Origin of the sequence: Caballeronia sp. LZ024, assembly GCF_031451455.1 — a bacterium.
GTDB classification, from domain to species: Bacteria; Pseudomonadota; Gammaproteobacteria; order Burkholderiales; family Burkholderiaceae; genus Caballeronia; species Caballeronia telluris.
Genome location: NZ_JARUXL010000004.1, coordinates 995,859 through 1,017,720, shown reverse-complemented (window position 1 = coordinate 1,017,720; position 21,862 = coordinate 995,859). Strand labels below are relative to the sequence as shown.

Sequence of the window (21,862 nt, the reverse complement as noted above, 5' to 3'; positions counted from 1 at the left end):
TGCTGGCGCTTGTTTCAAACAGGCGCTAGCAGCCATTCACTTCCATGCATACCGCATTCCGACCCAGGCGCCCCGCGGCGCCCCCAGTCCGAGAAACTGCTCATTGACGGTGTCCGCTCCGTTGAACGTATGGTTCGGCCCGTTGAAGAAGTTCTCGCCGAGAATCCCGAACGTCGAGTACTTCTTGTTCAGCAGATTCTTGACCGTGGCAAACACCTGTAACTGCTTCGTGATGTTGTACGTCGTATCGAGGTCGATCAGGAAATACCCCGGGATCTTGCCGTTCGTGTCTTGATTGTTCTCGTCGCCGCGAGCAAAAATACTGCCCCGATATGACAGGTTCGTACCGATGTTCCACTTCGGCGTCGCCGAATAGTCGAGCCTCACCTTCACCGTGTTCGCCGGAATGCCCGGAATGCGGTCGCCTGAATGCACCGTGATGTTGCCGTCGTCATCCGCGCTGGAATTGCTTCCGCTGCTCTCCGTCCACGTCGACCGATACGTGGCGCTCACATAGCTGTAGCTCGCCGCAATGCCGACAGGTCCGTACTGCGTGCGCCCCGCCAGTTCCAGCCCCTGCCGCCGCGTCTTGCCGACATTCTGGAAATAGCCCAGCGTGCTCGCCGCGCCCTCGCTGCTCACGAACTGGATGTCGTCCGTGAGATTCGTGCTGTAGACGGCCGCGCTCCACGTCGTCGCGTTGCCGAGGCGTCCGCGTGCGCCCACTTCGAACGTCTTGGAGATCACCGGGTTCAGCGGCGGGTCGGCGATGAAATCGTTCGGCAAGGAACAGGGCGCCGCCGAGTCCGCGCACGCCAGCTCGATCGCCGTCGGCGAACGCATGCCTTCGTTGTAGGTCGCGTAGGCCGTGAACGCGGGCGTCGGGTTCCAGTTGAATCCGATCGCCGGATTGAAGCGCGAGAACGTATGGTTCCCGTCGAGCAGCGGCTGCACGCCGCTCTCATCGGCGATCACGGCCTTCGACCAGTTGTAGCGCCCCGCGAGCGTCATCGACCACTGCTCGTTGAACGAGAACGTATTCTCGAAGTAGATGCCCCAGTTCTGGTTGCGCGTCTTCGCATCGGTCTGCGGATTGAAGCCGCCGATGCCCACGGTCGCGCGCGTGTCGGTGAAGAACGCATCCTGCGATGCCTGCGTGAAGTGCGAGTTCGCGAAGTCTCCGGCGGCGCCGAGCACCAGCTGGTTGTCGCGCCCGAAGAGCTTGTTGAGCAGCGTGAGCTGCAAGCTGCCGCCATAGCTGTCGGTGACGATCACCGACTGGTCGTTCGTCGCCTGAATCTCGTCGATGTCGCCGTCGTCCTCGACCGAGCCGAACTCGTCGTTGACGTTGCTGCTCGTGTTCTTGTTGCGGTAATGACGGTAGTACAGGTTGCCGGAAAGCTGGACGTTCGGGCTGAAGTAGTGATCGCCGGAAAGCGTCAGGTAGCCGACCTGATTCTCGTTCGTGTCGGGATACGTGTAGGCCTGTTTGCGGTTGTCGAGGAACGATGTCGGGATCGTCTGGCTGCCGTCGAGCGTGTTGTCGGCGGCACCCATCGAAAGGGAAAGCGTGGTGTCGGCGTCGGTGTAGCGCAGCTTGCCGAAGGCCTGGCGCAGCTTGCTCGCGTTGTGGTCCGCCCAGCCGTTGTCGTTCGTGACGTTGGCGGTGAAGTAGTAGTCGAGGTTGCTGCCGATCACGCCGCCCTGTTCGATCTGCGCGGTCTTGCGCCCGAACGAGCCGAAGCTCGCTTCGACATTGCCGCCCGGATTGGACCGGCCGTTCTTGGTCGTCACGACGACGGCGCCGCCGAGCGTGTTCAGGCCGAAGGTCGGATTCGATCCCGGCACGATCTGGATCATGTTGATCGCGGCCTGCGGAATCAGGTCCCAGTTGACGACGTCGCCGAACGGTTCATTGACGCGCACGCCGTCCAGAAACACCGAAAGCCCTTGCGGCGTGCCGAGCAGCGGCGACGCCGTGAAGCCGCGATAGTTGATGTCGGCCTGCGAGCCGTTACCCTGCGCGTCGTTGATGTCGACGCTCACGACGTTGGCCGCGAAGTAATCGGAGATCGTCTGCGGATGCTGGGCGTCGATGTCGCGTCCGCGGATCGTCTGCACGTTCGCGGGCACTTTTTCGAGCGGCGTGCCGACGCCGAGCAAAGGCGTCGTGCCGACCACGACGATCGAGGGCAGCGCCTCGGCCTGCACGGGTGCGGGCGCGGCCTCCGATGCCGCGACGGGCGCGGAAGCCGCGGACGCCGCCGACGGCGCTTCGGCCTGTGCCCACGCGCTGACCGTGATGCTCGCGAGTGCGCCGCCGAAGCAGAGCCGCAACGCGGATCGGGGTTTGAACGGATGCGCTTGCCATGTCTTGCGCGTCATGCTCTTCATCGTCGTCTCCACACGCTTGTTTTATGGGCTTGAGCCTTTGATGTAAGCGTCGCATAAGATTTCAGCAGCGCCCCGGGAAGTTCTCCCGATCGCGCTGGGAAACGTTCCCAAACGAATCCGCACGTACCCGAGAGAGGCGAGGCCCATGCGTACAATGCCTTCCGTGATGCCACCCGACTCCCTGCCATTGCCCGCGAAACGTGCCATGCCTCGCTCGACGGTGCGGCGCGATCTCGCGTTCGTCTTCGCGCTCACCGCGCTTGCCGGTGTGCTCTTCTCCGTCTTCGATTTCAGCGAGCTGGCGTATCACTGGACCCGCAGCGCCGAGCGCTTTCAGCTCGATGAACTGCCCGGTACGCTCGTCGTGCTCGCAAGCGGGTGCGCGTGGTTTGCGTGGCGGCGCTATCGCGAGTCGCAGCAGGAATTGGGACGTCGTCGCGCGCTGGAGGAACAAGCGGAGCGGCTGCTCGCCGACAACCGGCGTCTCGCGATGCAGGGGCTCGATGCGCAAGAGTCCGAGCGGCGGCACCTCGCGCGCGAACTGCACGACGAACTCGGCCAGTATCTGAATGCGATCTCGCTCGATGCCGGTCGCATCCGCGATTTGTCGGTAGAACGCGAGCCCGAGATTCATCGCCTTTCGCTCGCGCTGATGCAAAGCGCGAACCACGTGTACCGCGAGATCGGCGGAATGATCCGTCGTCTGCGTCCTATCGGCCTCGACGAATTCGGCCTGCCGACCGCCATCGAGCATTGCGTCGAAAGCTGGCGCGAGCGTCTGCCGCACGCGAGCTTTGCGCTCGCCGTCGACGGCGATTTTTCCGGGCTTTCCGACGCGCTCAACATCACGCTCTACCGGCTCGTGCAAGAGGGATTGACCAACGTGTCGAAGTTCGCGCGCGATTCGCGCGTCGAGATCTATCTGGTGCGCGCACCGGGCGGCGACGCGACTTCGAGTGCGGGCGAAATCGTCGTCACGATGGCCGACGACGGACCGGGCATGGACCTCGCGAAACCGCGCCGCGGCCTGGGTCTGATCGGAATGCGCGAGCGCGTCGAAGCGCTCGGCGGCGAGTTCCACATCGCGAGCCAGCCCGGCGACGGCTTTCTCTTCTGCGCGCGCGTCTCAGCTCATGCAGGCGTGCCGGAGCCGAGCGAGCCAAACGAGGGTGTGCCGCCCGCGAAATCGGAGAAGTGAAGTCCGAGACGGCTCGCCATCTGCGCGAGCTGCACACCGTTGTCGGCGCCGAATTTTTGACGGATCGTCGACTGATGGTTCGCCACCGTCTTCTGGCTCAGGCCGAGTTTCTCCGCGATGCTGGGCAGCGTGTAGCCCTGCACCAGAAGACGCAGCACTTCGAACTCGCGCGCCGAGAGTTGCCGCCCGGGCGGTCCTTCCTGGAACGTCGTGCGCAAGGCGAGTGCTTGGGAGACATCCGCGCTCAGGTAACACACGCGCCTCGCCACTGCGCGCACCCCTTCGACCAGCACATCGGGCGCGCTTGCCTTCGTCACATAGCCGCGCGCGCCGGCATCGAGTGCGCGGCGCACGAAGATCGCTTCCTCGTGGACGCTGAAGATGAGCACGTGCGCATCCGGTTCGCGCGCGAGCATGCGCCGCATCGCTTCGATACCGCTCGCGCCCGGCAACGCGAGATCCATCACGACGACATCCGGCCGCAGCGCGCAAAACCGCTGATACGCTTCGGACGCGTTGGCGGCCTCGCCCGCGACGCGCACGTCGGGGCTGAGTTCGAGCAGACGCCGGTAGCCCTCGCGCACCACCGCGTGATCGTCGACGAGCAGAACCGAGATGTCGGCGGTGATCATGTTCGCGCTCCCTTGGGCGGATCGTCGGACGCGGCGGGCTTCGACGTGAAGCGCCGCGAATTGGCATCGTTGCGAAAGACGACGGGATGCTCGTTCGGCTCGCGCGCGGCGGCGGCACGCACGACCTTGACGACGCTCTCGTGATGCGGTGACTTGTCGCAAACCGGATCGGCGTTCGCAGGGTCTTGCGTGAGCAGATACGCCTGGCAGCGGCAGCCGCCCAGATCGATGGTCTTCTCTTCGCAACTGCGGCATGGTTCCTTCATCCAGTCGAAGCCGCGAAAGCGGTTGAACGCATCGCTCTCGTACCAGATCTCGCGCAGCGGCATGTCCTTCACGTTCGGGAACGTGAGACCCGGCAGCGAGCGCGCGGTGTGGCAGGGCAATGCGGCGCCATCGGGCGCGACGCCGAGGAACACCGAGCCCCAGCCGTTCATGCAGCGCTTCGGACGCCGCTCGAAGTAATCGGGTACGACGAAGAAGATCTTGCACCGGTCGCCGATCTCGCGGCGATAGCGCTCGACTACCGCTTCCGCTTCCTTTAGCTGCTCGGCGGTCGGCATCAGTTGCGCGCGGTTCGTGTGCGCCCAGCCGTAGTACTGCGTGTTCGCCAGTTCGAGATACTCGGCGCCCATCGCGAGCGCCATGTCGATGATCTTGTCGACGTGCGGCAGGTTGTAGCGATGCAGCACGCAGTTGAGGACCATCGGGAAGTCGTGCGCCTTGATCGCCTGCGCGACACGGTTCTTCAGGTCGAACGTGCGCGTGCTGGAAAGGAAGTCGTTGAGTTCTTGCGTCGAGTCCTGAAACGACAACTGGATGTGATCGAGTCCCGCGTCCTTGAGCGCGTCGAGCCGCTTGTCGGTCAGACCGATGCCCGACGTGATGAGGTTCGTATAGAACCCGAGCTTGCGCGCCTCACCGACGAGTTCTTCCAGATCGTCGCGCAGGAGCGGCTCGCCGCCGGAAAAGCCGAGCTGCGCCGCGCCGAGCGCGCGCGCTTCGCGCAGCACGTCGATCCACTGTTGCGTCGTGAGTTCGCTGCTGTGGTCCGCGTAGTTCACGGGGTTGTAGCAGAACACGCAATGCAGCGGACAGCGGTAGGTCAGTTCGGCGAGCAGCCACAGCGGCGGCGCGATTGCCGCTGGCGTGGCTTCGGTCATCGGTTGCGAGAGATCGGTCATGCTCTTACTCCAGCCAGCCGCGCGATTGCGCGCCGGCGACGAACGCGCGCACGTCGGCATCGAGCCCGGTTGCGTTGAACGCCTGTTCGAGATCGGCGACGAGCGCGGGCAGATCGCGCGTGCCGTCGCAGCGCAGAAGAATCTGCGCGGCGCTCTGGTTCAGCTTCACCATGCCTTCCGGATACAGCAGGACGTGCGCGTCCTGCGCCGGTTCCCACTGCAGGCGGAACAGCTTCTTGAGCTTCGGGCGATGGGCTTCGTCGTTCATTGCGGAAACGCCTTTTCGATGGAATCGAGCATGGTCCACAGGATGTCGAGCTTGAACTGCAGGATTTCCAGCGCGCGTTCCTGCTGCTCGCGGCGCGTGAAATGGTCGAGTGTCACTTCGAGTCCATGTTCGACGTCGCGCTGCGCGAGCGAGATGCGCGAGCGGAAGTACGCGAGGCCCACCGGTTCGATCCACGGATAGTGCTCGGGCCACGTCGCGAGCCGGTCCTTGTGGATTTGCGGCGCGAACATTTCCGTCAGGGACGAGCAGACCGCTTCCTGCCACGGCGCACGGCGCGCGAAGTTCACGTAGGCATCGACGGCGAAGCGCACGCCGGGCGTCACGTGTTCGAGCGACCAGAGTTCGTCGCGCGTGAGGCCGACTGCATCGCCGAGGCGTGCCCATGCTTCGATGCCGCCTTCATTGTCGCCATAGCCGTCGTGATCGAGAATGCGCAGCACCCAGCGGCGGCGCGTTTCGCGGTCGGGGCAGTTCGAGATGACGGCGCCATCCTTCAGCGGAATGTTGATCTGATAGTAGAAGCGGTTCGCGACCCAGCCGCGGATCTGTTCGCGCGAACAGCCGCCGCTATTCATCTTCACGTTGAACGGATGATGGATGTGATACGCCGTGCCCTTCGCGCGCAACTGCGCTTCGAATTCGTCGCGGGTCCAGGCGGCTTGTCTCTCTTTCTGCATCGACGATTCTCCCTGCCTCTTCATAGTTCGAACGACATGCCGTCGCTCGCGACCTCGATACCGTGTTCAGCGAGGATGCGCCGTTCGGGGCCGTCCTCGACGAGTATCGGGTTCGTGTTGTTGATGTGGATCAGCACCTTGCGCGCGCCGGGCCGGTCGATCGAATCGAGCACTTCGATCATGCCGCCCGCGCCCGATTGCGCGAGGTGTCCCATGTCGGCGCCGGTCTTCTTCGAGAGACCCAGGCGAATCATTTCGTCGTCGGTCCAGAGCGTGCCGTCGACGAGGATCAGGTCCGCGTTCGACATCGCCTCGTACACATGCGGCTCGATCGCGCCGAGGCCCGGCGCGTAGAACAAGCGCCGGTTAGATACCGTATCGGTGAAGACGAGGCCGATGTTGTCGCCGCGTTCGGGTGCTTCGCGATGCGGCGAATAGGGCGGTGCCTTGCTCGTGAGCGGCAGCGCGTCGATGCGCACGTTCGGCAGAGCCGGCACCGAGAGCGCTTGTCCGTCGAGCGCGATGCGATGGCGTTCGACGCCGCAGTAGTGCGCGAGGATCGACGTGACCGGGAAGCCGGTTGAGAGGTCTTGCCACACGGGATCGGTCACGTAGAGCGGCAGAGGCGTGTCGCGTTCGCGCAGCATCAGGAGACCGGTGACGTGATCGATTTGCGCGTCGATGGTGAGCACGGCGGCGATGCCCGAATCGCGCGGGCGGCGCGCGGGTTGCAGCTCAGGGTTCGCGGCGATCTGCGCGAGGATGTCGGGAGAAGCGTTCACGAGCAGCCAGTCGTGGCCGGTTTCGCTGATCGCAATGGAGGATTGGGTGCGCGGAATCGCCTTCAGCGTGCGTTTGCGCACGCCGTCGCAGTTGCGGCAGTTGCAGTTCCATTGCGGGAAGCCGCCGCCGGCCGATGAGCCGAGCACTTTGATCTTCATTCAGACATGTCCTTCGTTGGAAATGGGTTTAGCACGACAACACAAGCGCGACCAAAACATCACGTCCACATGCGCCGCAAGAGCCCATCGCGATCGATGAAGTGATGTTTCATCGCCCCGGCAAAATGCAGCAGAATCAGCGCGATCAAGACCCAGGCAATCGCGCCATGCGCGGTAAAGAACGCTTCCCTCAACTGCGGATCGTCGCGTCCCCACTGCGGCAGCGGCAATCCCCAGAACTTGGTCCCGTACTTGTTGAACGACGAACCCAGATACCCGGTCAACGGCATCGCCGCCATGCCGACATATAAAAGAGCCTGCGTGGTGCTCGCGGCGGCGCGTTGCCACGCTCCCATCGGCGGCAGAGGCGGTCGACCGTAAGCCATGCGTACCATGATGCGGATCAGCACCAGCAGGAAAACCGTCATTCCCAGTGACTTGTGGAAGTTGATTACCGTCGACTTGAACGGCAGCCCCTTCGGCAAGCCGACCATATACAGTCCGACGCCAAGCATCGCGATGATGCACAGCGCGATCAGCCAGTGCAGCACGACAAGCGGCCGGGCAAAGCGCTGTGTGTCAGCGCTCGTCCGTCCGTCCGGTTCGCGCGTCGCACCGGGCGATTGCGCAGTGTTCATGTCGAGGCTCCTCGTCGAATGCCGCAGGTTTCGCCAGCGCTCGCGCGCTCGTTCACTTCCTTATCTGACGCTCGTTCCATTCTTATCGCGTGAGAACGATTACGCGATCAGCAATTCCCCTCGTCCGTCCACCGCGAGGTCGCCGGCATGACGCCGCGGCGGCACGCGCGGATCGAGCGCGGAAAACGGCGCGATCTGCGCCCCAAGCGCGCGAACGAACAGCGACCAGAACACCTCGAAGCCGTGGCCGCCTTCGGTGAAGGTCGGCGGCAGGCGCCCGGGATCGCGCATCAGCAGTAGTGTGCCGCGCCGCATGCCATAGCCATAGTGTGCGCCGACGCGCCCCGCGATGCAGACCGTCCCCGCGATCAGGCGCGACGCTGCAAAGTCGCCCGCGTCGCCGCCTACCAGCACGAGTCCGCGACGCATCCGGTCTGCAAGACGCGCGCCAGCGTTGCCGTGGATGGTGAGCGTGCCGCCCGTCATGCCTTCCATGTCGCCCGGCAGCGCGCCGGCGGCGAAGTCGCCCGCACGGCCGGTGACGGTCAGCCGCCCGCCGCTCATCTCGCAGCCCGCGAATCGGCCCGCGTCGCCCGCGATCCGCAACTCGCCGCCTGTCATGCGCAAACCCGCGTAGTCGCCCGCCGCGCCGTTCACGGAGAGCCGCCCTTCGCTCATGTTCGTGCCGAGCCGGTCGATCAGGCGCGCATCGCCTTCGATGACGAGCGCCGGCGCTTCGCTTTCCTCGCGAGCGATATCGAACAGGTCGCCAAGCACGCGCGTCTCATTGCCCGCACGCAGCGCGACGCGCCTGATTTCGTCGACTGAAAGCGCGGCCAGCGTGGCAGGCAGTAAGTTCGACCCGTCGATGCGCGTGTCGAATGTACTTTTTACGGCAAGCGTGACCGTGCTCATGCGCGCGCTCCATCGATGCTTGCCGCGAGTTCGCGCAGACGGAAGTGATAAGGCCCGAGCTTGCCGCCATAGTTGCCCGCCGATATGCGCAGCACGCCGTTGGCGCGTCCAAGTTCGCACGCTGCCGCGATTCCCGCCGTCATCGCGGCGCCGACGTCCGCGTCGGTCAAACCGTCGATCACGATTTCCAGCACGCACGCGACGTCCGGCGTGAGTTCGCTCTTGCGCGAGAGCCCGATGAGCGTCGGGCAGAACGCGTCGTTGGTCGAGGCGGTCGCGCCTGCGTACTTCGAGCCGATCTTCGATCCCGAGCGCACGACGCCGCCCGGAAACGGCGTGATGACGTTCGGCAGCCGGTGCATCGCGGTGACGGCGGCTTCGGCGGCGCCGAGCGCCGAGTCGATGTCGCGCGCGAGAAAAAGAAGGTTGCCGCCGCCGACCGCCTTCACCGTGACCGTGCTTTCCTCGCAGACGAACTCGCCGTCCATCACCGGCACGCGCCAGTAACGTGTTCCGTCGAGCATCTTCGAGATCTGCCAGCCGTCGCCGAAAAAACGCAGGCCGCTGCCGAGCGGCGCGTTGTCGGAGAGCGGCGCGCGGCTCGTCGCCGGGTCGATGCCGCTGTAGACGGCCGTCGTCGGGCAGGTGAGCACGCACTGGCCGACGCGCCGTCCGATCTGCTTCGCCAGTTCCTTCGACGACACCGCGAATATCAGCACCGAAATCCCCGGCCGGCCGTCGGGCGTCTCGCTCGCGGCGAGGTCGCGTTCGATGCCCGCCTCGCAGCCGCAGTCGATCACCGAGGTCGCGAAGCCCGTCAGCGAGAGCGCCGCGTTGCGCGCCCACGCCGGCGTATGCGCGGTGATGACGAGACGCGTCGCCTTCATCGGGAAGGCTTCCGCGAAGGTGTCGTCGATGAGCGTGTCGTTGATCTGCATGGCGCTCACGCGGGGTCGAAGCACGCGACCGGCAACAGGCGCCCGCCGCGGCAGCAGGCGCAGATTTCGTCGTCGCTGATGGCGGCGTGCGCGAAGTTGCCCGCGAGGTTCGCTTCGCTGAAGGCGCGCAGCGTCTTTTCGATGCCGCGATCGAATTCGGGCGCGATGAAGTGGATGCCGCCCGTCGGCGCGGCGACCAGCGTGCCGTTCTCCGCGACGAGTTGCCCGTCCTTGAACACGTAAGCCGGCGACGTGAACATGCGCTCGCGATCCGGCTCGTCGCGATAGACGGCGATGTCGGCGGCCGCGCCCGCGCCGAGATGTCCGCGATCCTTCAGCCCGAGCAAACGCGCCGGACCCGCGCGCGTGATGATCGCGATGTCGTACAGCGAGAACTCGCGCCTGAGTTCGGCGAGCGCGCTTGCGACCTTCGCTTCCGGATGCAAACGGTCAAGCTGTTCGTCGCGGAAGCTCTTGTCCATCAGCAACCGGATCAGATGGGGATAGCTCGTGAACGGGCCGCCGTTCGGATGATCGGTCGTCATCGAGACGCGCCACGGGTCGTCGACGAGCAGGAAAATCTCCAGCCCGATGATCCATTGCAGCGCATTCACATAGCTCTGTTCGCGATAGCGGAACGGCACGATGCCGCAGCCCGCGTCGCATTCGATATCGCCGACGATCCACTTGCGCGGATTCGCGAGCGGCGCGTTCCTGAACTGCATCATCGTGTCGCCGGAAGCGGTGACGGTCTGCCCGAAGATGATCTGGCCGACGTCGATCGAGACGTTCGGCCGCGCGTTCACCGCGTCCGCGATGGCCCGCGCGCCCGACGAAAACTTGCGCGGACCTTCGGTGCCGTAGCTGTGGAACTGGATGTGCGTGAGGTGGATCGGCAGGCCGTCGGCGGCGTCCATCGTCGCGATCGTCGAGTCGATGTTGCCGGGCACGCCGAGGTTGCTCGCGTGGACGTGCAGCGGATGCGGCACGCGCAGTTCCGTCAGCGCGCGCGTGAGCGTGGCGAGCACTTCGCGCGGCGTGATGCCGTAGTGGACGTGTGCCTCGTCCACGTTCAGCGAGCGTTGATTGAACTTGAACGCCGAGATGCCGCCCGGATTCACCACCTTCACGCCGAGCGCCTTGCTCGCGTGGATCGTCCAGCCGACGTAGTCGCGCAGACGTTCGAAGTCGTCGCGCGCGGCGAGCATCTGCAGGAACAGTTCGTCGTTGCCCATCATCACGTAGGCGCCGTGATCGATGATCGGCGTGTCGCCCATTTCGAGGTGCGTGTGACGCGCGTTCGACGGCATCATCGCCGGCTCGAAGGCCGCGGTGTAGCCCATCTCGGCATAGCGATAGCCGGTCGCGAGCGTGCCCGGCGTGCAGACGCCGCACGACGGCAAGCGCAGATATTTGCCGTTGGCATCGGGCGCGGCATCGGCGCGATGGTCTTCGGGCAGCAACAGGCGCGAGAGGTTCGTCTTGCCGCCGCCGATGTGCGAGTGCAGATCGATGCCGCCCGCCATCACGACCATGCCGGACGCATCGTAATCGTGATCGACGCTCGCGTTCGCCGCGACATCGACGATCCGTCCGTCGCGGAAGTACACGTCGCGGCGCTCGCCGTTCACGCCGTTCGCGGGATCGTAGACGATGCCGCCCTTAAGCCGCGCGAGGCTCATGGCCGGCTCCTTTGCGCGAGCTGCTGCGCGATGGCCGCGACGGTCGGCAGCGCGGCACGGCGCGCGGGCTGAAGCGGCGCGACCACCGTCGCGTCGATGCGAAAGAGATGCCCGCCGCTGTCGATGCCGGGCGTCGCCACGGGAATGAACACCGTAGGCGCGCTGCGCTTGCCGAGCATTCCCGCGAGCGCCGGATGGCCAAGCACGATGGCCGGCACGTCGTCCGCGAGCGACGCGGGCAGCGGCTGCGGCCCGAAGCTCGCGATCCACAGGAGCGCGTCGGCTTCGCCGTCGGCGAGCAGCGTTTCCGTGCGATAGCGATACGGATCGTAGTCGAGCGGCGCGGTCATCGAGACGTGCGTGCGCAGCGGAAAGCCCGAGAGCCACGTCATCGCCTGATTGACGGTGAGCGCGCCGTCGTCGCCGCCGAGCGCGAGGCCGCCGGCGCGCGTCGTGCGATTCACGGCCTTGACGATGCGATTGAGCGCTTCGATCAAGAGCGCCGCGTGCGGCTGCGGCAACGCAGCGGGCTCGTAGACGAACACCGTGTAGCGCGCGGCCGCGACCCGGTCGGCGAGCGCGGACACGTCGCGTTCCGCGATGCCGCGTCCTTCGATGAGCGCGGACCATTGCGCGAGCAGGTCGAACGGATCGGCATCGGCGAGGATCGAATCGGTGCTGACGTGAGGCAGCGCGGCCGCAGCCGGATCGACGGAACAGGCGACGAAACAGGCCGCCACGTCCCGCTCGACGCCGCCCAACGCGCGCTCGTAAAAGCGCGGATAACGCCGCGCGGGCTCGCAGGCGAATACGACCATGAGATCGGCGCGCGATCTCACTTCGGAAAGCGTCGTGAAGAACGCGCCGCGATCCTGCAGCGCGAGCGTCGATGCGGCGAGCGCGTCGCCGTGCAGATGGTCGAGCACCGCGCCCTCGCGGGCCGCGAGTTCATACAGTGCGCGGGCGCCGGCTACGTCGGTCGCGAGGCCGCCGAAGAGCGGCCGGCCCGCGCGCGACAGGATCTCCCCGGCACGCGCGAGCGCCGACGCGAGATCGGTGGACGCGCCGTCGATCGTCGGCGTGCACGCGGCATCGGCGGCGCCGAAGCGCGCAATCGAGCGGGCAAGACGCGGGCAGTCGGTGTTCGATGCGGCGAGGCTGTCGTCGCCGTGCAAGTCTAACGAGATGTCGTCGCATAGCAGCGGGCAAAACGGGCAGGTCCAGTCGCCTTTGGCCGCGCGTGTGACCGGGTCGGACTGCGCAGGCGACGATGAAGGTGACGGCGCAGGCGCGACAGCGGCGCCCGGTTGGCCGGCACTCGAAGTAGGGGGAGACGGTTCGTGCATGGCGCCCCTTTGAGCAAGGTCCATGCCGGTTTTCGCACGGCACGCTCGCGCGCTGCGTGCGTCCGCTCGGGGGCTTCGACGCCCGGGATCGATGCATGCCTGGCACATCGGCCGGTGCGCGAACGGACGAATCGCGTTGGCCGAACATAATGTGCGTCCTTCTGGAACACAGTGTCACCCGCCGGACACGCGCTGCAACAGTGCCTTGCAGATGGATGACAGCCCGCCGATGCCTATGACGCGCCGCACCACATGGCACGGATATTGTGTGAGCCGTCCACAATCGACAACCGGCATCACCTGCGATGAGGTCTCTCGTTTTGACCAGAATCTTCGTTTTCGAATATCTCACGGGCGGCGGCATCGACCCGCAAGTCGCGGGCGCGGGCAGCCTCGCGGACCTGAGTGCGCTGATCGTGGAGGGCCGCGTGATGCGCGATGCGCTCGTCGCCGATCTGCGCGAGCTGGACGGCGTGGAGGTTTCCTACGCGAGTTCGCGCTTCGAATCGGCCGGCGCGGACACGGACACCGTGCGCCACGTCGCCGAACCCGGCGAGCCGATGACGCGCTTCGTCGCCCGCATCGCCCGCGAGCACGACTACGCGTGGATCATTGCGCCGGAATGCGACGGCCTGTTGCTGCGGCTCTACGATGCGGTCGGCGCGTCGCGCTGGCTCGGCTGCTCGAAGGAGTCGATTCGGGTGACATCGAGCAAGAGCGCGACGGCGACGTGCCTGGCCGCGCGCGGCATCGTCACGACGCCCGCGCTCGAACCGGTTGCGGCCACCGCTGTCGACGGCGGCAAGTGGGTCGTCAAGCCCGACGACGGCGCCGGCGGCCTCGACACCTACGTCTTCGACGATCTCGGCCACGCCGTCGCGGAATACGAGGCGCGGGCGGAGGCGGGCCGCAATCCGGTGCTCCAGCAATGGATCGACGGCGAGCCGCTGAGTCTCTCACTCCTGTGCGGCGAGCGCGGCGCGACGCTTCTCTCGATCAACCGCCAGCGCATCGGCTTGCCCGACGCCGCCGCTCCGGGCCGCAACGAACGTGTCGTCGAGTTCAGCGGCGTGGACATCGACCGCATCGACCGGCGCGGCGTGCAGGGGCGCACGCTCGATGCGCTCGCGCAACGCGTCGTCGGGGCGCTGCCGGGTTTGCGAGGCTTCGCCGGCATCGATCTCGTGTGGCATCGCGAGCGCGGACCGGTCGTGATCGAAGTGAATCCGCGCCTGACGGTCGCGTATGCCGGGCAGTCGCGGGTCCGGAAGCACAATCTTGCGCGCGACCTGCTCGCCGTGCACGGCGTCGCGGGCTTCGAACCCGACGCCCAGCCGCGCTTTCGCGCGTTCGGAGGACTTTCGTGAGCGCCTCGGACGCACCGGTCTTCGGCTGGGACGTCGGCGGCGCGCACGTCAAGGTGTCGATGGCGAACCGCGCGGGCATCGTGGCCGACGTCGCGCAATGGGCGTGTCCGCTGTGGCAGGGACTCGCGCATCTGGAGCGCGCGATCGACGCCGTGTTCGAGCGCTGGCCCGCCGCGGGCGATGCCGCCGCGCGCCACGCGGTCACGATGACGGGCGAAATGGTCGATCTCTTCGCGAGCCGCGCCGAAGGCGTGCGCGTGCTCGCGAGCACGCTCGCGCAGCGGCTCGGGCCGCGCACGCTGTTCTATGCGGGCGCGGCGGGCTGGCTCGCGCGCTCGGCCTGCGCGGACGGCTGGCGCAAGGTGGCGTCCGCGAACTGGCACGCGAGCGCGCAATGGGTCGCGACCCGCGTTCCCCACGCGCTTTTCATCGACATCGGCAGCACGACGACGGACATCGTGCCGATCGTCGGCGGCCAGGTCGCGGCGCGCGGCTCGAACGATGCCGAGCGGCTCGTGACGGGCGAACTCGTGTATCAGGGCGTGGTGCGCACGCCGCTGTGCGGCATCGCGCATCGCATCGCGTTTCGCGGCGAGGCGACGAGCGTGATGAACGAATGGTTCGCGACGAGCGCGGATATCTATCGTCTGACGGACGAACTGTGGCCGCCGCACGACCAGCATCCGAGCGCCGACAACGGTCCGAAGACGAAGCCCGCGAGCCGTGCGCGCATGGCCCGCATGATCGGCCGCGATGCCACCGATGCGAGCGACGCCGACTGGCGCCGTTTCGCCGACGAGTGGCGCCGCGAGCAGTTGCGCGCGATCGAGGCCAACCTCGCGCGCGTGTGCGCGGCGCATCCGGACCTGGCGGCGGCGCCGATCGTCGGGGCGGGATGCGGACGTTTCCTGGCGGCGGCGCTCGCGCGCCAGGACGCGCGCAGCTACGTCGATTTCGCGATGCTGGCGGGCGCGGCACGCGGTGTCGCGGGACAAGCCGCCGACCTCGGCGAGTGGGCGTCGACATGCGCGCCGAGTGTGGCCGTCGGATTGCTAGCAGCTTCAGCGACCTCGACGGAACAGCCGCGCGCGGGCGGCGAGGGAGAATCGATGGCGGCGTGAAAACAGGAACGCTTACCGGCGCGAATGGCCGCGCGCGCAGCGGAAAAGGCGCGCGAAGGCAGCGGGAAAACGACAATCGAACGGCAGGACACGCGGTGCGCGGCATCGAAGTAGTCACGACAATGCGAGGACACATGTCATGTGGGTGGTGAAAATCGGCGGAAGCCTGAGTCACGACCCGGCGCTGCGCGAATGGCTCACGCAGCTTTGGGAAATAGGAGGCGGGCGCGTCGTGATCGTGCCGGGCGGCGCCGATTTCGCGGACGCCGTTCGCCAGTACCAGCTCGACTGGCGGGTCGACGATCTCGTCGCGCACAACATGTGTCTGCTCGCGATGGCGCAGTACGCGATCCTGATGCAGGGCATCCTGCCGGAACTCGTGCTGGCGTCGAGCGAGGAACGGATCCGCAGCGCGTTGCGCGACGGCCATGTCGCGGTGTGGGTGCCGACCGGCCTGATGCGCATCACGCCGGATACGACCACCAACTGGGACACGACCTCTGACAGCCTCGCGGCGATCCTCTCGACGTCGCTCAACGCCGAGCGCCTGATGGTCGTGAAGTCATGTCCCGTCGACGCGGGCGCGCCGCTGGAGACGCTCGCGGCGAGCGGCGTCGTGGACGCGCGTTTCGTCGGTCATGTGAAGGACGCGAACTACGTCGTCGAGATGTTCAACAAGGGCGACCTCGCGGTCATGCGCGACAGGCTGTTGAACGTGCCGGTGGTTTGAGGCCGCCTTACACCGCGCTCGCCGCCTGCGCCGGGTGATGCAGCGCGTCGGCCAGTTGCGCGACGCGCTTCGGGTCGAGCCTTCCCGCGCGTCCTTCCGTCTCGTCGCAGAGCGCTGTGCGGAACCCCGCGATATCCGGCCCGAGCGCGCGAATCTGCGCGAGCTGCGCCCAGCCGAGCGATCCCGCCACGCACGTCATCGATCCGCGCGCGCCGGCCGCGCACAGGCAGCGCGAGAGCGTCGGCGCATCGACGCAATCGAAGAGCGTGCGGCCGTCCTTGCTCGCCGTATCGAAGACGATGCCCGCGAAGCCGAGGCCTCCCGCGAACGCCGCGAGCGCTTCGTCCGCGCCATCGTCCGAGAGCAGCACCGGTACGACCGACGCGGGCAGGCTCGCGAGCAGGGTGAGACAGCGCGCCGCATCGGGCCCCGGCGTCACGCCGACCTTCACGTAGTCCACGCCCGCGTTGCTCACGTCGATCACGCGCGCGGCGATTTCGTCGAAGGCGTCGGTCGGCAGGTCGCCGATGGTCGCGCTGATCGGTTTCACCGGATAGTGCGCGCGCAACTCGCGCACGATGCGCGCGATCTCGTCGACGGCCACGCCGCCGAGCGCGCCCGCGCCCGGTTCCTTCAGATCGATCAGCGCGGCGCCGGCATGTGCGGCATCCAGCGCTTCAGCGGACGAGCGCACGCTCGCGAGCAAGGCGGTCATGGGTGTCTCCGTTACTGCGGGTTCGAGCTTCGATGCCGCGCGACCGCTTCCGTCAGCCAGTTCCACGCGATGCGTTCGGCGTCGCCAGCGGTCTTGTCGATGGCGATCTGAAGATAGGCCATCTCGCTGTCCACCTTGTCGGCGGGCAGCATGAAAAGCCGGCTCACGAGGATCGCGCCTTCCACGACGGCGTTCTGCGCGCGATTGAAGCCGCCAAACGGCGCGTGCGTCTCGCGATGCACGCACTTCATTCTCAGCATGGGACGCTGGTCGTCGTCGCGCACTTCGTCGAGGCGCAATTCCATGTGCGCGAGCGAGCCGTCGAGCCGCACGCTTTCGACGCGGCTCGCGGGCAGCGTCGGCCAGTCGCGCTGCGCGCCCGTCACGCAGCCCGCGAAGAGGCGCACATCGGTCGTGAGATTGATCACGGCGGCGCGCGTGGCAAGGATGTTGTCGAGCGTCGTCGAGGGACGAAAGGGCGCGAGGATCGCGAAGTCGTCCTCGAAGCGCACGCCCATCGGCGCAATGTGAGGCCGGCCATCGCGCGCCGCGGTCGTGACGATCGTTTCGAAAATCATGGCGGGGAACGCTGGTCGTAGCGGCAGGCTTTGAGCCGGCAGGTTGGACTACGGATGAAACGATCCCGCACGAGAGCCGCTCATCGCGGCCAGTGCGGGATTAACGGGTGGCGATATACATCGTGATTTCGAAACCAAAACGCATATCGGTGAAGCTCGGGGTAGTCCATTGCATACACGTTCCTCCTCGTTGGTGATTCAACCGATGCCCTTGCGCCTCAGCGATCGCTCGCTGCAACGCGCAGGCGACGATCATGACGCAAGCGTCATGCCAATGCGATCGCGAGCGACGGCGAATGGAACGGGCGCACGTTTTCGACGACGACTGTCGCGGAAACGCAGCAAAGTGTTCCATTCGCATCATAGGCAATAACCCGCGATAAAAGGATCGCTTAAGGCCGCACAAGAAATTCGTGAATTCACTTCGAGAGAGGCCGCGCTTACGCTGCAGTCTCAGCAGGCAGACAGGGACCACCACTCTCGAGGAACCGCAATGAACGACTTCAGCAAAGCCGCCGTCGAGGCGGTCCGCAATCCGCAGGACCCGCGTTCGCGTTATGCGGCAGGCGTCATGAAGTATCGCGAGATGGGCTACTGGCAGCCCGACTACACGCCGAAGGACACCGACGTCATCGCGCTCTTTCGCATCACGCCGCAGCCGGGCGTCGAGCCGGAGGAAGCGGCGGCAGCGGTGGCGGGCGAATCGTCGACGGCGACCTGGACCGTCGTCTGGACCGACCGGCTCACTGCCTGCGACATGTATCGCGCTAAGGCGTATCGCGTGGAGCCGGTGCCCGCGTCGGCGACCGGCGAGCCGCAGTTCTTTGCGTACATCGCTTATGAACTCGATCTCTTCGAGGAAGGCTCGGTTGCCAACCTGACGGCATCGATCATCGGCAACGTGTTCGGCTTCAAGCCGTTGAAGGCATTGCGGCTCGAGGACATGCGCATACCGGTCGCGTATCTGAAGACGTTTCAGGGGCCGCCGACGGGCATCGTGGTCGAGCGCGAGCGGCTCGACAAGTACGGACGGCCGCTGCTCGGTGCGACGGTCAAGCCGAAGCTCGGGCTGTCGGGCAAGAACTATGGGCGCGTGGTGTATGAGGGATTGAAGGGCGGTCTCGACTTCCTGAAGGACGACGAGAACATCAACTCGCAGGCGTTCATGCACTGGCGCGACCGGTATCTCTTTTCGATGGAGGCCGTGAACCGCGCGCAGGCCGAGACGGGCGAAGTGAAGGGTCACTATCTGAACGTGACGGCCGGCACGATGGAGGACATGTACGAGCGCGCCGAGTTCGCCAAGGAGCTGGGTTCGTGCATCGTGATGATCGACCTCGTAATCGGCTGGACGGCGATCCAGTCGATGTCGAAGTGGGCGCGCAGGAACGACATGATCCTGCATCTGCATCGCGCGGGACATGGCACTTACACGCGACAGCGCAACCACGGCATTTCGTTTCGCGTGATTGCGAAGTGGCTGCGCATGGCCGGCGTCGATCATGCGCATGCGGGCACCGCCGTCGGCAAGCTGGAAGGCGATCCGCTTTCGGTGCAGGGCTATTACAACGTGTGCCGCGAGGCGCGCAACGATGTCGATCTGTCGCGGGGACTTTTCTTCGATCAGCCGTGGGCCGGACTGCGCAAGGTGATGCCGGTTGCGTCGGGCGGCATTCATGCGGGGCAGATGCATCAGTTGATCGATCTCTTCGGCGACGACTGCATCCTCCAGTTCGGCGGCGGGACGATCGGGCATCCGGGGGGGATTCAGGCTGGGGCAGTGGCGAATCGCGTGGCGCTTGAGTCGATCGTCAAGGCGCGCAACGAAGGACGCGATATCGCTAGCGAAGGGCCCGAGTTGCTCGAGGCCGCGGCGCGCTGGTGCTCGCCGCTCAAGCAGGCGCTCGATACGTGGCGCGATGTCACGTTCAACTATGCGTCGACCGATACGCCCGACTTCGCTGTCACGCCGACTGCGGTATAGAGACCGGTTCTGAACCCCTCACTCAAGGACGCCAGTCATGCACATCACTCAAGGAACGTTTTCCTTCCTTCCGCCCCTGACGAACGAAGAGATCAGCAAACAGATCGACTACGCGCTGGGTCAGGGCTGGGCCTGCTCAGTCGAGTTCACCGACGATCCGCATCCGCGCAATACGTACTGGGAAATGTGGGGCCTGCCCATGTTCGACCTTCACGATGCCGCCGGCGTACTGCAAGAAGTCAACGCTTGCCGCACGACTTATCCGCAGCACTACATCAAGGTGAACGCCTTCGATTCGGTGCGCGGCTTCGAGACCATGCGGCTCTCGTTCATCGTCAACCGCCCCGCCGTCGAACGAGGCTTCAGGCTCGAACGCCAGGAAGGCCCCGGCCGCGCGCAGCACTATGCGATGCGAACCTACGCCACCGATCGCCCCGCTGGCGAACGCTACACGGAGCGATGAACGATGTCCGCCGAAGCCATCCTCGACCGGTCGGAAGAGACAGCCGCAACAGCGCCGCACGTCGATCTCGTCGCGCTGTTTCGCGACTCCGGCATCGGCGACGTGCTCGCGGAACTCGATCGCGATCTCGTCGGCCTCGTGCCCGTGAAGACGCGCATCCGCGAGATCGCCGCGCATCTGCTCGTCGAGCGCGCGCGCGATACGCTCGGCCTTGCGAGCGGCGCGCCCACGCTGCACATGTGCTTCTCAGGCAACCCCGGCACCGGCAAGACGACCGTCGCGCTGCGCATGGCCGAAGTGCTGCACCGGCTCGGCTATATCCGGCGCAATCATCTCGTCTCGGTGACGCGCGATGATCTCGTCGGCCAGTACATCGGCCATACCGCGCCGAAAACGCGCGACGTGCTCAAGCGCGCGATGGGCGGCGTGCTCTTCATCGACGAAGCGTATTACCTGTATCGCCCGGAGAACGAGCGCGACTACGGACAGGAAGCCATCGAGATTCTGCTCCAGACGATGGAGAACCAGCGTGAGGACCTCGTCGTGATCCTCGCGGGCTACGAAGACCGCATGGACACGTTCTTCAGGAGCAATCCGGGCTTTCGCTCGCGCATCGCGCATCACATCACGTTCCCCGATTACGAGGCCGCCGAACTGCTGCAAATTGCAGAACGCATGCTCGATGCCATGCACTACCGGCTCGACGATAGTTCGCGCGGCGCGTTCGAGGACTACCTCGCGCATCGCATCGCGCTGCCCAACTTCGCGAACGCGCGCTCGGTGCGCAATGCGCTCGACCGCGCGCGGCTGCGTCAGGCGAACCGCCTTTTCGCGGATGCGCTGCAAGGCGGCAAGCCGACCGGCAGCGACGCGCTGACACTCATCGCCGCAAGCGACGTCCGCGCAAGCCGCGTGTTCGATACGCCGCCGCCCGACCCGATTCGATAGACCTCCAAGGAGAGTGCCATGCAGGACGGACGAACGACCCTTTCGAAATTCCTCATCGACACGCTCGACCGCAAGCCCGGGCCGCAATCGCAGAGCGGCTTATCGGCACTCCTGATCGATGTCGCCGCGTCGATCAAGACCATCTCGGCGGCGCTCACGAAAGGCGCGCTCGGCGGCAACTACGGGTCGGCGCAAAGCGTCAACACCCACGGAGAAGAGCAGAAGAAACTCGACCTCGCGACCAATGACATCTTCCTTCAGCACTGCGAGTGGGATGGCCTGCTTGCGGGCATGGTGTCCGAGGAAATGGAGAGCGTCTATGAGATTCCTGAAGCCTACCCGCGCGGCGAGTATCTGCTCGCATTCGATCCGCTCGATGGATCGTCGAATATCGACATCAACGGCGTCGTCGGTTCGATCTTCTCGGTGCTGCGTGTGAACGGCGAGTCCGGCGAAGCGGGTTTCTTGCGCCCGGGCCGTGAACAGGTCGCCGCGGGCTATGCGATCTACGGCCCCTCGACAATGCTCGTTCTCTCCGTCGGGAACGGCACCCACGGGTTCACGCTGGAGCGCGATGTCGGCAACTTCGTGCTCACGCATTCCGATATCCGCATCCCCGAGGACTCGTGCGAATTCGCGATCAACGCATCGAACGAGCGCTTTTGGGAGCCGCCCGTGCGTCGCTACGTGCAGGAGTGCAAGGACGGCAGAAGCGGCTGCCGCGAGCGCGACTTCAACATGCGATGGATCGCATCGATGGTGGCCGAAGTGCATCGCATCCTGATGCGCGGCGGCGTGTTCATGTATCCGCGCGACTTCAAGACCCCCGCGATGCAGGGACGCCTGCGCATGCTTTACGAAGCAAGCCCGATGAGCTTTCTCGTCGAGCAGGCGGGCGGCATGTCGATCACCGGGCGCGAACGCATCCTGGACGTGACGCCGCGCGCGCTGCATGAACGCGTGCCGGTGATTCTCGGATCGAAGAACGAAGTGGCGCGCATCGGTCGCTATCACGGCGAATACGATCGTGGCGAGGACAAGCCTTACACGTCGCCGCTGTTCAACGAGCGGTCGCTGTTTTTGCCCGATCCGGTGTGAGATTGCAAACGCGCGAATGAACCA

At 65.8% G+C, this 21,862-nt stretch carries 22 protein-coding genes; 8 read left to right on the top strand and 14 right to left on the bottom strand.

The genetic code is table 11. The features are described from left to right. Positions 1–36: 36 nt before the first annotated feature. On the bottom strand, positions 37–2,394 hold the full coding sequence (locus QCE48_RS26915; RefSeq protein WP_309783557.1) for a TonB-dependent receptor: 2,358 nt from the start codon (positions 2,392–2,394) through the stop codon (positions 37–39). 166 nt (positions 2,395–2,560) lie between these two features. Between QCE48_RS26915 and QCE48_RS26910 the strand changes: the two genes are divergently transcribed. Next, positions 2,561–3,592, top strand: coding sequence for a histidine kinase (locus QCE48_RS26910; RefSeq protein ID WP_309783803.1), 1,032 nt, complete (start codon positions 2,561–2,563; stop codon positions 3,590–3,592). On the opposite strand, the gene QCE48_RS26905 is transcribed toward QCE48_RS26910, so the two are convergent. From QCE48_RS26905 to QCE48_RS26860, 10 genes are all read right to left on the bottom strand, one after another. Further along, positions 3,526–4,224, bottom strand: a complete 699-nt coding sequence (locus QCE48_RS26905) for a response regulator transcription factor (protein WP_309783555.1) — start codon at positions 4,222–4,224, stop codon at positions 3,526–3,528. The two genes, QCE48_RS26910 and QCE48_RS26905, sit on opposite strands and share 67 nt — an antisense overlap. Further along, positions 4,221–5,408, bottom strand: coding sequence for a pyrroloquinoline quinone biosynthesis protein PqqE (gene pqqE, locus QCE48_RS26900; protein ID WP_309783554.1), 1,188 nt, complete (start codon positions 5,406–5,408; stop codon positions 4,221–4,223). The genes QCE48_RS26905 and pqqE overlap by 4 nt, the downstream gene beginning before the upstream one ends. A gap of 4 nt (positions 5,409–5,412) precedes the next feature. Next, the gene (gene pqqD / locus QCE48_RS26895; RefSeq protein ID WP_087628463.1) at positions 5,413–5,676 is read right to left on the bottom strand and encodes a pyrroloquinoline quinone biosynthesis peptide chaperone PqqD; all 264 of its coding nucleotides are present in this window, start codon (positions 5,674–5,676) and stop codon (positions 5,413–5,415) included. Then, on the bottom strand, positions 5,673–6,374 hold the full coding sequence (pqqC, locus tag QCE48_RS26890; RefSeq protein ID WP_309783552.1) for a pyrroloquinoline-quinone synthase PqqC: 702 nt from the start codon (positions 6,372–6,374) through the stop codon (positions 5,673–5,675). Before pqqC ends, pqqD begins: the two co-directional genes overlap by 4 nt. A gap of 20 nt (positions 6,375–6,394) precedes the next feature. Continuing rightward, positions 6,395–7,315: a pyrroloquinoline quinone biosynthesis protein PqqB gene (pqqB, locus tag QCE48_RS26885; RefSeq protein ID WP_309783550.1), complete on the bottom strand. Its 921-nt coding sequence runs from the start codon at positions 7,313–7,315 to the stop codon at positions 6,395–6,397. A 59-nt stretch (positions 7,316–7,374) separates the two neighbouring features. Further along, complete coding sequence (locus QCE48_RS26880; protein WP_309783548.1) at positions 7,375–7,953, bottom strand: cytochrome b; 579 nt, start codon at positions 7,951–7,953, stop codon at positions 7,375–7,377. Positions 7,954–8,052: 99 nt separating this feature from the next. Further along, complete coding sequence (locus tag QCE48_RS26875) at positions 8,053–8,868, bottom strand: formylmethanofuran dehydrogenase subunit C (protein WP_309783546.1); 816 nt, start codon at positions 8,866–8,868, stop codon at positions 8,053–8,055. Next, complete coding sequence (gene fhcD, locus QCE48_RS26870) at positions 8,865–9,806, bottom strand: formylmethanofuran--tetrahydromethanopterin N-formyltransferase (protein ID WP_309783544.1); 942 nt, start codon at positions 9,804–9,806, stop codon at positions 8,865–8,867. The genes QCE48_RS26875 and fhcD overlap by 4 nt, the downstream gene beginning before the upstream one ends. Positions 9,807–9,811: 5 nt before the next feature. Next, a complete protein-coding gene (locus tag QCE48_RS26865; protein ID WP_309783543.1) occupies positions 9,812–11,488 on the bottom strand; it encodes a formylmethanofuran dehydrogenase subunit A in 1,677 nt (558 codons plus the stop codon). Then, positions 11,485–12,834 carry a formylmethanofuran dehydrogenase gene (locus QCE48_RS26860; RefSeq protein ID WP_309783541.1) on the bottom strand — a complete coding sequence of 450 codons (1,350 nt, stop codon included), beginning with the start codon at positions 12,832–12,834 and terminating at the stop codon, positions 11,485–11,487. Before QCE48_RS26860 ends, QCE48_RS26865 begins: the two co-directional genes overlap by 4 nt. Positions 12,835–13,154: 320 nt before the next feature. Here QCE48_RS26860 and QCE48_RS26855 point away from each other — a divergent pair, with 320 nt between their 5' ends. The 3 genes from QCE48_RS26855 (at position 13,155) to QCE48_RS26845 (ending at position 16,052) form a co-directional block, all read left to right on the top strand. Next, positions 13,155–14,201, top strand: coding sequence for an ATP-grasp domain-containing protein (locus QCE48_RS26855; protein ID WP_309783540.1), 1,047 nt, complete (start codon positions 13,155–13,157; stop codon positions 14,199–14,201). After that, positions 14,198–15,322, top strand: a complete 1,125-nt coding sequence (locus tag QCE48_RS26850; protein WP_309783539.1) for a hydantoinase/oxoprolinase family protein — start codon at positions 14,198–14,200, stop codon at positions 15,320–15,322. The genes QCE48_RS26855 and QCE48_RS26850 overlap by 4 nt, the downstream gene beginning before the upstream one ends. A 139-nt stretch (positions 15,323–15,461) precedes the next feature. Then, positions 15,462–16,052, top strand: a complete 591-nt coding sequence (locus tag QCE48_RS26845; protein WP_116563346.1) for an aspartate kinase — start codon at positions 15,462–15,464, stop codon at positions 16,050–16,052. A 7-nt stretch (positions 16,053–16,059) separates the two neighbouring features. Here QCE48_RS26845 and QCE48_RS26840 read toward each other — a convergent pair whose 3' ends face one another. The 3 genes from QCE48_RS26840 to pqqA all read right to left on the bottom strand — a co-directional run bounded on the left by QCE48_RS26840 (position 16,060) and on the right by pqqA (position 17,520). Then, on the bottom strand, positions 16,060–16,767 hold the full coding sequence (locus tag QCE48_RS26840) for a (5-formylfuran-3-yl)methyl phosphate synthase (RefSeq protein ID WP_309783538.1): 708 nt from the start codon (positions 16,765–16,767) through the stop codon (positions 16,060–16,062). Between the two features lie 11 nt (positions 16,768–16,778). Next, a complete protein-coding gene (locus QCE48_RS26835) occupies positions 16,779–17,345 on the bottom strand; it encodes a DUF447 domain-containing protein (protein ID WP_309783536.1) in 567 nt (188 codons plus the stop codon). A 100-nt stretch (positions 17,346–17,445) separates the two neighbouring features. Beyond that, the gene (gene pqqA / locus QCE48_RS26830) at positions 17,446–17,520 is read right to left on the bottom strand and encodes a pyrroloquinoline quinone precursor peptide PqqA (protein WP_008354335.1); all 75 of its coding nucleotides are present in this window, start codon (positions 17,518–17,520) and stop codon (positions 17,446–17,448) included. Between the two features lie 318 nt (positions 17,521–17,838). Here pqqA and QCE48_RS26825 point away from each other — a divergent pair, with 318 nt between their 5' ends. Genes QCE48_RS26825 through QCE48_RS26810 form a run of 4 tightly spaced genes read left to right on the top strand, consistent with a single transcriptional unit; the run spans position 17,839 to position 21,838 of the window. Next, positions 17,839–19,329 carry a ribulose-bisphosphate carboxylase large subunit gene (locus QCE48_RS26825; RefSeq protein WP_309783533.1) on the top strand — a complete coding sequence of 497 codons (1,491 nt, stop codon included), beginning with the start codon at positions 17,839–17,841 and terminating at the stop codon, positions 19,327–19,329. Positions 19,330–19,366: 37 nt separating this feature from the next. Then, complete coding sequence (locus QCE48_RS26820; protein WP_309783532.1) at positions 19,367–19,792, top strand: ribulose bisphosphate carboxylase small subunit; 426 nt, start codon at positions 19,367–19,369, stop codon at positions 19,790–19,792. A 3-nt stretch (positions 19,793–19,795) separates the two neighbouring features. Beyond that, on the top strand, positions 19,796–20,740 hold the full coding sequence (gene cbbX / locus QCE48_RS26815) for a CbbX protein (protein ID WP_309783530.1): 945 nt from the start codon (positions 19,796–19,798) through the stop codon (positions 20,738–20,740). Positions 20,741–20,758: 18 nt separating this feature from the next. Next, positions 20,759–21,838, top strand: a complete 1,080-nt coding sequence (locus QCE48_RS26810; RefSeq protein WP_309783529.1) for a class 1 fructose-bisphosphatase — start codon at positions 20,759–20,761, stop codon at positions 21,836–21,838. The last annotated feature ends 24 nt before the right edge of the window (positions 21,839–21,862 follow it).